A 12,093-nucleotide genomic window follows, 5' to 3' on the forward strand; every position below is an offset into this window, starting at 1 on the left:
TATTTGTGGCACGGATAAAGGTGGAACCATTTCCACCGGAGAAAACCATGTCGAAACTTCCCGGGCTGATTCTCGTTTTGCTGATATCTCTCGGCGCCTTGGCGATCGCCGCCGAAAAACCCTTCGCGGGCGGCTACCTGCTGCTCGGCGACGCGGCCGCGTTAAGCAAGGGCGACAAGATCGTCGTGGAAGAATTCGTTTCGCCCAGTTGCGCCAATTGCTATTTGTTTTGGAAAAACCGCAAGCCGCTGGGCGACGATGTCGAACTGAAAATTCATTACCTTTTCGACAAGGACCACGGCGAGCGGCCGGTCCGCTTGATGCTGGTCGCGCGGGACCTGGGCCCGGAAACCGAGGAGAAGACGTTGACCGCGATCTTCGCCGCGCAATTCGAAAGCAAGGCGAATGTCGAGGACGAGGATGTCCTTGATGCGCTGGCCGGTTCACTCGGATTCGGCGACGCCTGGCAGGCCAAGAAAAACTCGCCGGAAATGAACAAACGGATTCAGGATCTCGCGGCGTTTCTGGTTGCGCGGGGCGTCGATCGCGGTCCGCGCCTGATCGTTCAGGGCGTTCTTTCCATTTCCACCGGCACCTGCCAATGCCAGGGCGACGAACTGCCCGGCGCGGTGAACGGACTACTCGACAAGGTGCGCCAATACCGCAAGGAACACCCGGCCAAATGAAACGCCTTTGGCTGTTTCTTCCACTCTTCATTCTGTTGTTGTTTTCACTCGGGGCCGGCTCGAATCCGCCCGAAACCTGGACAATCGTTTATACCGGCGCGGCACACGGCAAAATCACGCCCTGCGCGTGCAGCGCCGAGTCGGATCTCGGCGGCCTCTTACGGCGCGACACCGCGCTGGTCGATCTGCTGAAAACCTACCCGGAGGCGCTGCTGGTCGACGCCGGCGGCGCCTTCGACGAGCCGTCGCCGCAAAATCGCGCCGGCGCCAAGGCCATGGCCGATTCGTTGCAGGCGCTCGGCTATACCGCCGCCGCTCTGGGCCCGAACGAACTTCTCTACGGCCGCGCTTTTCTCGAAGCGCTGCCGGGCTCGTTTTTCGTCTCCAATGTCCGTTGGAAAAACGCCCCGAGCCCGCTGTCCCAAACGCTACGCCGGATCGACCGCGGCGACCAAAAACTGGAGATTGTCGCATTGGTCAATCCGGCCGATATCTACGCCGGCGATCAGGCCGAAATCGTCATCGAGGATCCGCTCGCCTTCTTGAACCGACAGTGCCGTCCCGACACGCCGACGCTCGTGCTGTGCGCCACCGATCCGGACACCGCGCGCCGGTGGCTGGCGGCACCCGAGGTCGAAATCGTGCTCAACGCCAATCCACGGGGGGATTTGTTGGTCGATCCGCCGTTCGCGGTGGCCGGCGGCAAGATCTACGCGGAAGCGGCGATCTATGGTTCGCGCCTGGGCATCCTGGAAGTTTCGTTCGACCACGGCCTTCCGGTTTCGGCGCACAATCGGTTTTTGCCCCTCGACAACCGGGTGGCCGACGGGGCGCGCGTGGCGGAATTTCGCCGGCGGTACGAGGCGGAAACCAAGCGCCTGTTTCTGGAAAAGCTGGCGGGACAATCCGCCATCCGGCGCGATACCAGCCCCTATGCCGGTAGCTCGGCCTGCGCCGATTGTCACCCCGAAGCGATGAAGTCCTGGCAGGAATCACGCCATTCCAAGGCATGGGAAAGCCTGCGGCGAGTGAAAAAGACGTTCGATCCCGAATGCGTCGCCTGCCATGTCGTCGGTTACGAAAAACCCGGCGGTTTCCTCTCCGAAACCGACACCCCGCACCTGATCGACGTCGGCTGCGAGGCTTGCCACGGACCGGCCAAGGAACACGTCCACGCCGTTGGCGGATCGCTGCCGAAACTTACCCTCGACCTTTGCCTGTCGTGCCATAATGCGGAGCGCAGTCCCGCCTTCGAACCGAAGACCGCCTGGGTAAAAATCCGGCATCGGTGATGGCTTTTCCGCCCGCCGGAAAATTGAAAAATTCCCTTTATTTTCAATCTATTATGCTTTTAGAAACATATTGACCCGCCCCCAGCCGCTTGCCTAATATGACTTGCATTTTTCAGTGCAACCACCTCAATGAAATACACGCGTGAAAGGAGCACTTTCATGGAGTTGACCAGACGGAGTTTCCTGAAGGCCGGCGGCGCGGCGCTGGCGGTGCTGACAGGACTCCCGGGCCTGAACCTGAGCGCCGCTTTTGCCTATAGCGACAAGATGGGCAAATTGAAAGCGGCCAAGGTAGCCTCGACGATCTGCCCGTACTGCGGCGTGGGCTGTGGCGCTTTGATGTACAGCCGACCGGACAAGGGCAAGTGGAAGATCATCAACCTCGAGGGCGACCCGGACCATCCCATCAATCGCGGTTCCCTTTGCAGTAAGGGAAGCGCCATCTTCCAGATCCACGACGATCCGGGCAAGAAGCGCCTGCAGTATGTCGAATACCGCGCGGCCGGCTCGAACAAATGGGTGCGCAAATCGTGGGACTGGGCGCTGACGGAAATCGCCAAACGGGTGTATGCCACCCGCGAGGCGTCGTTCGTCGAAAAGAACGCCGCCGGCCAACTCGTCAACCGCACCGAGGGCATCGCCAGCTTGGGCGGCGCCGCGCTCGACAACGAAGAAGGCTACCTGCTTTCGAAATGGATGCGCAGCTTGGGCGTGGTGTATCTCGAACACCAGGCGCGCATTTGTCACAGCCCGTCGGTGGCCGGCCTGGCGGCCTCGTTCGGACGCGGAGCGATGACCAACCACTGGACCGACCTCCAGTACGCCGACGCGGTTCTGGTCATGGGCGCGAACGCGGCGGAGAACCACCCGATTTCCTTCAAGTGGATCACCGAGGCGATCGAAAAACGCGGCGCGAAGCTGATCAGTGTCGATCCCCGCTTCACCCGCACCAGCGCGCGGGCGCACATCTACGCCCCGCTTCGCGCGGGAACCGATATCGCGCTGCTGGGCGGCATGGTGAAGTACATCCTCGACAACAACCTGTATTTCGATGAATACGTGCGCGAATACACCAACGCGCCGTTTCTCATCAATCCCGACTACCAGTTCGCCGACGGCCTTTTCTCGGGCTACGACCCGGCCAAGCGCGGTTACGACACCGCCACCTGGCAATACCAGAAAGACGAAAAGGGCGTTCCCAAGCGCGATCCATCCATGAAGGATCCGTTCTGCGTGATGCAACTGCTTAAAAAACATTTCGAACGGTACGACCTGGAAATGGTCAGTAAAATTACCGGAACCCCGCCGGACGTGCTCAAACAGGTGTACGATGCGTTTGGATCGACCGGCAAACCCAACAAGGCGGGCACCATCCTTTACGCGATGGGCACGACGCACCATACTTACGGGACTCAAAACATCCGCGCCTATTCGATCATCCAATTGCTCCTGGGTAACATGGGCATTGCCGGCGGTGGCATCAATGCCATGCGCGGCGAAAGCAACGTGCAAGGCAGCACCGACCAGGCGCTGCTCTTCCACATCATCCCCGGTTACATCAACAGCCCGTCCGATGGCGAGGACACGATCGACGCCTTGATGAAGAAATACTACGAAGGCAAGAACACCGATCCTCTCTCCCTCGCCTGGTGGGGCAACTGCCGTAAGTATCTCGTCAGTCTGTTGAAAGAGTGGTACGGCGACGCGGCGAAACCCGAAAACGATTTCGCTTACTCCTGGCTGCCCAAGCGCGGCGCCAACTACAGCCACATCTCCCTTTTTGAAGACATGGCCAAGGGCAAGATCAAGGGCGCGTTCCTGTTCGGGCAAAACCCGGCGGTCGGCGGCCCGAACACCCTGTTCGAGCGCGATGCGCTGGCCAAGCTCGACTGGATGGTCGCCGTCGATTTGTGGGAAACCGAAACCAGCGTCTTCTGGAAACGCGACGGCGTGAACCCGGCCAACATCAAAACCGAGGTTTTCCGCCTGCCGGCGTTGGCCAGTGTCGAAAAGGAAGGCTCGATCAGCAACAGCGGCCGCTGGATTCAGTGGCGCTACAAGGGCGGCGACGGTCCGGGCGAGGCGATGGACGATTTGTACATCATCCACGCCTTGCAGCGCGCCGTGGCCAAACTGTACAAGCAAAAGGGCGGCAAACTGGCCGACGCCGTGACTAAAATCCATTGGCCGTACGACAACGGCCACGGCCATCCCGACGTCCACAAGGTCGCCAAGGCGATGAACGGCTACGACGTGAAGACGGGCAAGCAATTGATCAACTTCACCACGTTGCAGGCCGATGGCTCCACTGCTTGCGGTCTTTGGATCTATAGCGGCGGTTACAACGAAGCCGGCAACAATTACGCCCGTCGCGACAGCAAGGACACGCATCTTTCCATGTACCACAACTGGTCGTACTGCTGGCCGCTCAATCGCCGCATCATTTACAACCGCGCCTCGGTCAATCCCGATGGCCAGCCGTGGGATGCCGAACGCGCGGTGATCACCGCCATGAAGAAACCCGACGGCACCTGGGGCTGGTCCGGCGACATCCCCGACGGCGGCATGCCGCCGCTGGCGGTGGCGAAACAAGCCGGGACGCCTGGCTTGCCGTTCATTATGAAAGCCGAGGGTGTTGGTGGTTTGTTCGCGGCTGGCATGGTGGATGGGCCTTTCCCGACGCACTACGAGCCGATGGAAAGCCCGGTGGTCAACAAACTGTATCCGAAACAATCGACCGACCCGGCGGCTTTCATCTATGCTGGCGGGTCTGGCGAGTTCGGCAAACCCGACCAGTACCCAATCATTGGCACGACCTACCGCCTCAGCGAGCACTGGCAGGCCGGTGCGATGACCCGCAACCTGCCCTGGCTCAACGAACTGTTCCCCGAATTGTTCGTGGAAATGAGCGAGGAACTGGCGAAGGAAAAGGGCATCGCCAACGGCGATCTGATCAAGGTCTGGAACGGCCGCGGCACGGTGGTCGCCAAGGCCTGCGTCACGATGCGGTTCCGCCCGATGAACATCGACGGAAAAACGGTACACACCGTGGGCATACCGTGGCACTGGGGCTATTGCGGTCTTTGCAGCGGCGATTCGGCCAACATCCTCACTCCTCACGTGGGCGACGCGAACACCCGGATTCCGGAGTACAAGGCGTTCCTCGTGGACATCAAAAAAGCTTAAGGAGGTGCGGTGATGGCTAAAATGATGATGCTGATTGATCCCAGCCGCTGCACCGGTTGCCGCGGTTGCCAAGTGGCTTGCAAACAATGGAACGGTAACGTGGCCACGAAAACCACCTTTACCGGCACGTACCAAAATCCGCCGGATTTCGACGGCGACACCTTCACCCTGGTTCGCTTCAAGGAATACCCCGTCGGGGCGTTCGGCGTGTACTGGCTGATGACCAACGATAAATGCCGCCACTGCGCCGAACCCACTTGCGTCGAGGCGATGCCGAAGGACGGCTACGTCATTCACGAATCGGGCGCCGTGGTCTATACCGACAAGGCCAAGGCCGTTTTGAAAGATGTCGTGGATTCCTGCCCGTTCGCCATTCCGACCTTGAACAAGAAGTCGGGCCTGCTGGCCAAATGCACGCTCTGCGCCGATCGCACCGCCGAAGGCATGGAACCGGCCTGCGCCAAGACCTGCCCGACCGACGCCATCCTGTGGGGCGAACAGGAAACGATGATGAAATACGCCAAGGAGCGCATCGCCTGGCTGAAGACCAAAAACGGCGATCGCTTCAAGGCCGACAAAATCAAGCTTTACCCGGACGAGGGCTTCGGTTGCCACGTCCGCTGGATCTTGCTCGATGATTACGCCAAGCACGGTCTGGTGGGCGAAATGTAATTTGTGTCGCTGACGATCAGGGGCCCCGCCGCCGGGCGGGGCCTTGTCATCTGAAAAGGAGCCTGTCGTGAAACAGCGCGGTCCCTTGCCTGAGGTGAAGCCGACGCCGCACCACCCCGACGAACTCAAACCGGGGCACCTGCGGTTTGCCGCCACGCGGCTGGACGAAGCCGTCGCCGCGCATCGCGACGCCGAATACGCGCCACCGGAACTGCTGACGTTGACCAACCGGCAACTGGCGTTGGTCGAACATTATTTCGACCGCTTCGCCTCCATCGCCGCCGCCTACGAGTTGACGGCCGAACAAGCGGCCGGAAGGATCGAGGAAGGCTTTTACCTGTTGGATGCCGATCGCCTGGACCCGCCGCCGGAACTGTTGCTGACCTTGCTCGATGAAATCGTCGCCCTGGCCGATTTCACCGACGAGGAAACCAAACGGATCCTGGCCGGCTTTGCCGCCGACCTCCAGGCGCGGCCGGAGGAATTGCGGCGGCTGGTGCGCCTGAACATCGCCCGCGATCCGACCCTCATCGAATCCGAAGCCGCCGCCGCGGATTTGCCGACCGGCGCGTACTGGTTCGTGGCGCGCAACCTCGCCGCGGCAACATTGACTCCCTTCGGGGCGCGCCTGGCCCCGCTGGTCGACGACGAACGCTGGCGCCGCAACCGCTGCCCCGTCTGCGGCAACGAACCGGCCCTCGCCGCGCTGGCCGGCGACGGCGGCCGCCGCCACCTCTACTGCGACACGTGCGGCATGGTCTGGACATTCGACCGCCTGGCCTGTCCGTTTTGCGATCACCGGAAGCAAGAGGATTTGCGCGTGCTGGTCGTCGATGACCAAAGCCCGCATCGACTGGATGCCTGCGAACATTGCCATCGCTATCTGAAAACCGTCGACTACCGCAAAATCGAGGAAAACCGCGCCGCACTGCTGCCCATCGAGGACGCGGCGACGCTCTATCTCGATCTGATGGCCGACCGCGACGGCTATCACCGGGATTGACCTTGTCCACGCCGCGCGCCATCGACCGCGAACCGCTGAACGACATCACCGCCGTGATTCTGGCCGGCGGCCACAGCGCCCGGATGGGCCGCGATAAGGCCCTCCTGCCTTTCGCCGGCACGCCGTTGTTGCTCGGCCTGATCGCCACGATGCGGCGGCTGTTTTCCCAGGTGCTGGTCGCCGGCGGCGATCCGGCCCGCTATCCGGATTTGCCGGTCCCCGTCGTTCCCGATCTTTTCCCCGGCCGCGGCGCCATGGCGGGGCTGCATGCCGGGATCGCCCATGCGGCGACACCGCGAATCTTCGCGCTGGCTTGCGACACGCCTTTCCCCGAAATCGCGCTGATTCACCGGCTGGCGCGGCTGGATCCCGGCGCCGATTGGGTTCTGCCCCACACCGCGAGCGGCCACGAACCGTTGTTCGCGGTTTATTCGCAGGCCTGCCGGCCGGCGATGGAAAAATTATTGGCGGCGGGAAAATCGCGCATTCTGCTGCTGGCCGAAACCGTGCGGACGCGCCTGGTGGAAGAGGACGAATTGCGGCGCTACGATCCGGAATTGCGCAGCTTCATCAATCTCAATACGCCCGAGGATCTCCGGCGCCACGCGGCGCGGTGACGCGGCGCGCCGCCGCGCGCTCAGCCGGCGGTGTTCTGGATTTCTACGAAATAGCCGATAGTGCGCTGCATCGCGCCCTTGATGTATTCCTCGCTGAAATTCTTCATGAAAAAGCCGAGAATGTTTTCCAGGTGCGGCTGCGGAAAATAGCGGATCACCGGACGGCCGACCTCGCTGTCGCGACAGTAGACGAAACTGACCTCGACCACGTTTTGCGTTTCGTGCCGGCCGTAGGTGTCCTTTTCCTTGCTGTACATTTCCTCGTCGACCCAGAAGTTGGTCACGGTGCCGTTGACCGCGAAGCCCTTGACGTCCTCCATCAGGTAGCGCCAGAGGCGAAAGATGTCGCTGGGCACGTAGCGCACCGTCTTTTCGACGCCCTCGGGATTGGGAATCCGGTTGTTCGGGCTGGTCACGTAGCAGCGCACCATCTCGACTTTCTTCATTCCGCTCTCCTGAATTATTCGCCGACTCGGCAGATGAAACCGGTCAGGTATTCGCCCTCGGGGTGATAGACGTTCAAGGGATGATCCAGGCCGTGGCCCAGGATGCGCAGAATCTGCACCTCCCGATGGGCGTCGAGCGCGGCCGCGAACAAAATTTTGCGATGCAAATCCGCCGTCACGTGGCCCGAGCAGGAAAAGGTGAACAGCAGCCCGCCGGGCGGCAGGCGGCGCATCGCCAGCCAGTTGATGTCCTTGTAGCCGCGGGTCGCGCGCACCAGCGCCGCCTTGCTCTTGGCGAAGGCGGGCGGGTCCAGCACGATCAGGTCGAAGTCGGTTTTATCCTCGCGGAGGAAATTGAAAATGTCGGCGATCACCAAGTCCGCGGGCTCGACGGCCTGGCCGTTGATCTCGTGATTTTGCCGCGCCAGACTCATGGCGTCCTCGCTCAGGTCGACCGTCACCGCGCGCCGGGCGCCGCCGGCGAGAGCGTACACGGAAAACGCGCCCGAATAGCCGAACGCGTTGAGCACCGTGCGCCCCCGGGCCATTTGCCCGAGCGCCTCGCGCGATTCGCGCTGGTCGAGGAAAAAGCCGGTCTTCTGCCCCGCGCGGACATCGACCAGGAAGGCGTGCCCGTTTTCGCGGATGCGCACCGGCTCGTCGGGCACGTCGCCGTACATCGCTTCGACGCGCGGCGGCAGCCCCTCTTCCTTGCGGTAGCCGCCCGTGCTGCGCTCCATGATCCAGTCGGGGCGGCAGGCGTCGATCAGCGCCTCCAGAATGATCTCGCGCAGATAGTCGGCGCCGGCGGTGGCGAACGTCACCACCAGGCCGCGGTCGTAGCGGTCGACGATCAGGCCGGGCACGTGGTCGGCTTCGCCGAACAACACGCGGAAGGCGTTGGTGTCGGGCGGCAGCAGGTCGCGCCGCCAGCCCTCGGCTTCCCGCAGGCGCTGGCGGAACCAATCCGCGTCGAGCGCTTCGTCGCGGAACGTAAAGACCCGCACGCGGATCTGGCTGGCCGGGTTGTAGGTGCCGCGGCCGAGAAACCGGCCGCTTGCGTCCGTCACGTCCACCACCGCGCCCGGCGCGATGCCGCCGGGTTCGTGTTCCAGGGCGCCCGAAAAAACCCACGGGTGACGGTTGAGCAGGGACTTTTCGCGGCCGGGCTTCAGGATGATCTGCGGATAGGTTGGCATGTCGGATCACTCGTCGACGATGATGGCGACCTTCGGCGAAGCGTCGGTCGGCAGCTTGGCCGCCCCGACCCGCCCGTAGACCCTCATCGGTTTTTCGGTTTTCAACTCGGCGATTTCCTTTTCGTAGAGGCCCTCGGCGACCAGCACGTAAAACGAGCCGTAATCGTGTCGCACCAGCAGGGCCACGTGACCGTCGAGCGGCGTGGAGTTCAGCTTCGAGGCGAAAATGGCGTCGATTCCGACGTAGTTGTCCATGTAAACCATGAACGACATCAGCAGCTTGCCGGCGGTGACGTTCTTCACCGCGCCGGCGGCGGGCTCGGGATTGCCGATCACCACCGGTCCGCGCGAACCGCACGCGACCGCCAGGAAAACCGTCAGGACCACACAAGCCGCGGCGGCGCGGCGCCAAACCGTGTTTTCCTTCATGATGGCCTCACCTCGAAAAAAGTTATTCCGGCGTCTTCGTCAAGCCCGAACCGTCTTCTTTCAGCTCCAGCATGTCGGTCTGGTCCGGATTCGTCACCGGCGGAACGACGATGCTCGCCTTTCCGGCCTGATCCGGCGAAACGACAGGCGTCTCCGCCCAAACGGCGTCCCCGAATGGCACCTCGAAATCATGGGCGGCAGCCAGATCGAATTCTTCCTGCGTTATCGTACCACGTTGCCGCATTTTTTCCAGAATAAAAGCCAGGTTGATCCGCCAGCCCTCGCTGACCTGTCCCCGCGCCTTCATGTAATAGAACCGCACGGGATTCATGATGACGCTCGCCAGGTACGCCGCCTGGATCGGCAGCAGCTTGCCGGGGTGCCGGTGAAAATAATGGCGCGCCGCCGGGCCGACACCGTAGATGTCCGGGCCCCATTCGATGATGTTCAAGTAAACCTCGAGCAACCGCTTCTTGTCGATCTCGTGCTCCAGGTACCAGGTCAGCATGACTTCCTGCAGCTTGCGCGAAATGGTTTTTTCCTCGCTCAGGAAAAGGTTTTTCGCGAGTTGCATGCTGATCGTGCTGGCCCCGCGTACGAACCGGCGCTCGCGCATGTCGCGGCGGAGCGAATCGTTGATGTGGCGCAACATGAAGCCGTGATGGGTCATGAACGAGCCGTCCTCGCAGGTCAGAACCGCGCCGCGCAAATAAGGCCCCATGTCGTCCAGCGGAATAAAATCGGGATTCGCCGGGCCGACGAGAATGGTTTTTTTCAGCAGGCCGTGCTTGCGCGCCAGGTGCTTGAAATCCGGCCGGGCGATCGCCCGCGCGTCGCAGCGCGGCGGAATGAACACCGCCTTGAACTCGGTGACGCCCCCGCTTAGTTCGAGGCCGCTGCGCTCCGGTTTGTCCAGGTCGAGCGCCAGCGAACCGTGCAGGTCGAGCGTGCCCTCCACCAGCGAACCCTTGACCACCGGAATGAGGGATTCCGGCAAGCTGTCGAGCAGATCCTGCAACCGCAGCCGGTCCAGGTGAAGCTGCATCCGGATCGACGGACCGCGCGCGCTCAGGGCGTCGATCGCCAGATCCTGCAGGCGGATCGGCGTTTTGCCGACCCACAATTTCAACTCCCGCGCCTGGACGGATTTTTTCGGCCAATCCACCATCAGTTCGCCCTGCGAGGCGAGCGACAGCCCGGTGACCGGCTGCAGCGCCAGGCGCGGATGATTCATCCCCAGGTCGTTCAACCGCAGACCGGTGCCGACCCGCCACGGTTTGCCGCCGGCCGGACGCTGCACATCGAGCGTGCCTTCCAGGCGGGTGCCGTTTTGGATCTGCAGCCCGAACGGCGCGAGCGGCGCCCACTTTTCCAGCGAGAATCCGGCAAACGTCAGCCGCGCGTTCTGACCGGTGTCGTTCAACGTGATTTCGTATTTGATCGTACCCGAACCGACCGCGTTGCGCGCCTGGCCGATCCAGCCCGCCTGGCGCAACGCCGGCGAAACCGTCACCACGCCGCCGGCGCGATCCAGCGACAGCAATTGCCGCGGCTGGACCCCGAGCTTGCCCTGGTCCGCGAAGTCAAAGCGGCCGTCGACGTAGGCGATTTTCAACGGATCGGTCCAGCGCAGATGCTCGGCCAGCGACCCGAACAGCGGTTCGTTCGCCGTCTGGCCCGCCGGACGGGGCTTGCCGTCGCCCAGCAGCGTCGTCAGCTTCGGCGGCAGGTTGAAATCGCCCCGCGGCGACACCGCCAGCCGCAATTCCGGCGCCACCAGCCGCAGGCCGCGTAGGGTGACGATCTTGTTCGCGCGGTCGAACGAAAAATCGATTTCGACTTTCCCGGCTTTCAACAACGGCGGTGAGCCGGGCGCTTGGGCGTCGAAAATCGACGGCCGATTGAAAATGATGCTGCCGTCCAGGCCGACGGAAATAGTATTGTAGACAACGCGCAGGCCGGTGCGATCCTCGATTTTCGGCAGGATGTTGGCGATCTCGCCGGTCAATCGTTGTTGCACGTAATGATCGAGGTAGAACTTGCCGGCGACCAGCACCAGCACGAGAACGGCCGCGGCCGACAAGGCGAGGATCGTCCGGCGGCGCCGCTGGGAAGAATGGGCGCGGATCCCGTCCGGCTGGCGCTGCTCGTCGGTCGTCATTTTCATCCGTTTCGTCGTTCCTCGCGTGTCGAGCGGAATCCGCCGGCCCCTTCCGGTCGGGAAATCACGCCTGACACATTAATCTTTTTCGGCCGATACACAAGCATGCACCTCACGCATGCATTTCTACCATCTTTTCGACATATGCCGAAAATAGTTGAGATTTTTCAAAGGAAAAACCGGCTTCCGGGCGGAAATAGACGGAGCCCAGGCGTACCAGAATATCGACACTACCTTTACGTCCACCGCGATGAGAAGCGGGGATAACGTACAATTTCTTTCGCACTTTGGGATATTGAAAGAGTCCTCGAATCGGTTGAAGGTTGAGTCATCACCAAACAACCCAATGACCGAAGGAGGACTCTATGGAGACGAGGGTATCGAAAGCGGGAACCGAACGTC

The 12,093-nt window shown here is 62.0% G+C and carries 10 protein-coding genes; 6 read left to right on the plus strand and 4 right to left on the minus strand.

All coding sequences use genetic code 11. The features are described 5' to 3' along the window. Positions 1-47 precede the first annotated feature (47 nt). The 6 genes from GX444_13660 to GX444_13685 all read left to right on the plus strand — a co-directional run bounded on the left by GX444_13660 (position 48) and on the right by GX444_13685 (position 7,456). Positions 48-686: a hypothetical protein gene (locus tag GX444_13660; GenBank protein NLH49629.1), complete on the plus strand. Its 639-nt coding sequence runs from the start codon at positions 48-50 to the stop codon at positions 684-686. Continuing rightward, positions 683-1,978: a hypothetical protein gene (locus GX444_13665; protein NLH49630.1), complete on the plus strand. Its 1,296-nt coding sequence runs from the start codon at positions 683-685 to the stop codon at positions 1,976-1,978. The genes GX444_13660 and GX444_13665 overlap by 4 nt, the downstream gene beginning before the upstream one ends. Positions 1,979-2,137: 159 nt before the next feature. Continuing rightward, the gene (gene fdnG / locus GX444_13670; GenBank protein ID NLH49631.1) at positions 2,138-5,164 is read left to right on the plus strand and encodes a formate dehydrogenase-N subunit alpha; all 3,027 of its coding nucleotides are present in this window, start codon (positions 2,138-2,140) and stop codon (positions 5,162-5,164) included. Positions 5,165-5,176: 12 nt separating this feature from the next. Then, a complete protein-coding gene (locus tag GX444_13675) occupies positions 5,177-5,836 on the plus strand; it encodes a formate dehydrogenase (protein NLH49632.1) in 660 nt (219 codons plus the stop codon). Positions 5,837-5,903: 67 nt separating this feature from the next. Next, positions 5,904-6,839 (plus strand): formate dehydrogenase accessory protein FdhE, encoded by a 936-nt coding sequence (locus tag GX444_13680; GenBank protein NLH49633.1) that lies wholly within the window; start codon positions 5,904-5,906, stop codon positions 6,837-6,839. Between the two features lie 2 nt (positions 6,840-6,841). Then, a complete protein-coding gene (locus GX444_13685; protein NLH49634.1) occupies positions 6,842-7,456 on the plus strand; it encodes a molybdenum cofactor guanylyltransferase in 615 nt (204 codons plus the stop codon). Positions 7,457-7,476: 20 nt separating this feature from the next. On the opposite strand, the gene GX444_13690 is transcribed toward GX444_13685, so the two are convergent. From GX444_13690 to GX444_13705, 4 genes are read right to left on the minus strand one after another with little or no spacing between them, the layout of a single operon-like run. Next, positions 7,477-7,902, minus strand: coding sequence for a hypothetical protein (locus GX444_13690; protein ID NLH49635.1), 426 nt, complete (start codon positions 7,900-7,902; stop codon positions 7,477-7,479). Between the two features lie 14 nt (positions 7,903-7,916). Then, on the minus strand, positions 7,917-9,101 hold the full coding sequence (locus GX444_13695; GenBank protein ID NLH49636.1) for a class I SAM-dependent rRNA methyltransferase: 1,185 nt from the start codon (positions 9,099-9,101) through the stop codon (positions 7,917-7,919). A 6-nt stretch (positions 9,102-9,107) separates the two neighbouring features. Next, positions 9,108-9,530: a hypothetical protein gene (locus tag GX444_13700; GenBank protein NLH49637.1), complete on the minus strand. Its 423-nt coding sequence runs from the start codon at positions 9,528-9,530 to the stop codon at positions 9,108-9,110. Between the two features lie 22 nt (positions 9,531-9,552). Then, positions 9,553-10,764 carry a transglycosylase domain-containing protein gene (locus tag GX444_13705; protein NLH49638.1) on the minus strand — a complete coding sequence of 404 codons (1,212 nt, stop codon included), beginning with the start codon at positions 10,762-10,764 and terminating at the stop codon, positions 9,553-9,555. Positions 10,765-12,093: the final 1,329 nt, after the last annotated feature.

It is taken from the genome of Myxococcales bacterium, from assembly GCA_012517325.1.
GTDB lineage: Bacteria > Lernaellota > Lernaellaia > Lernaellales > Lernaellaceae > JAAYVF01.

Excerpts from the sequence above, each read along its gene's own strand:
- GX444_13665 (NLH49630.1), top strand. The coding sequence starts at position 683 with ATGAAACGCCTTTGGCTGTTTCTTCCACTCTTCATTCTGTTGTTGTTT.
- fdnG (NLH49631.1), top strand. The coding sequence starts at position 2,138 with ATGGAGTTGACCAGACGGAGTTTCCTGAAGGCCGGCGGCGCGGCGCTG.
- GX444_13660 (NLH49629.1), top strand. The coding sequence starts at position 48 with ATGTCGAAACTTCCCGGGCTGATTCTCGTTTTGCTGATATCTCTCGGC.
- GX444_13695 (NLH49636.1), bottom strand. The coding sequence starts at position 9,101 with ATGCCAACCTATCCGCAGATCATCCTGAAGCCCGGCCGCGAAAAGTCC.
- GX444_13690 (NLH49635.1), bottom strand. The coding sequence starts at position 7,902 with ATGAAGAAAGTCGAGATGGTGCGCTGCTACGTGACCAGCCCGAACAAC.
- GX444_13700 (NLH49637.1), bottom strand. The coding sequence starts at position 9,530 with ATGAAGGAAAACACGGTTTGGCGCCGCGCCGCCGCGGCTTGTGTGGTC.
- GX444_13675 (NLH49632.1), top strand. The coding sequence starts at position 5,177 with ATGGCTAAAATGATGATGCTGATTGATCCCAGCCGCTGCACCGGTTGC.
- GX444_13705 (NLH49638.1), bottom strand. The coding sequence starts at position 10,764 with ATGAATCATCCGCGCCTGGCGCTGCAGCCGGTCACCGGGCTGTCGCTC.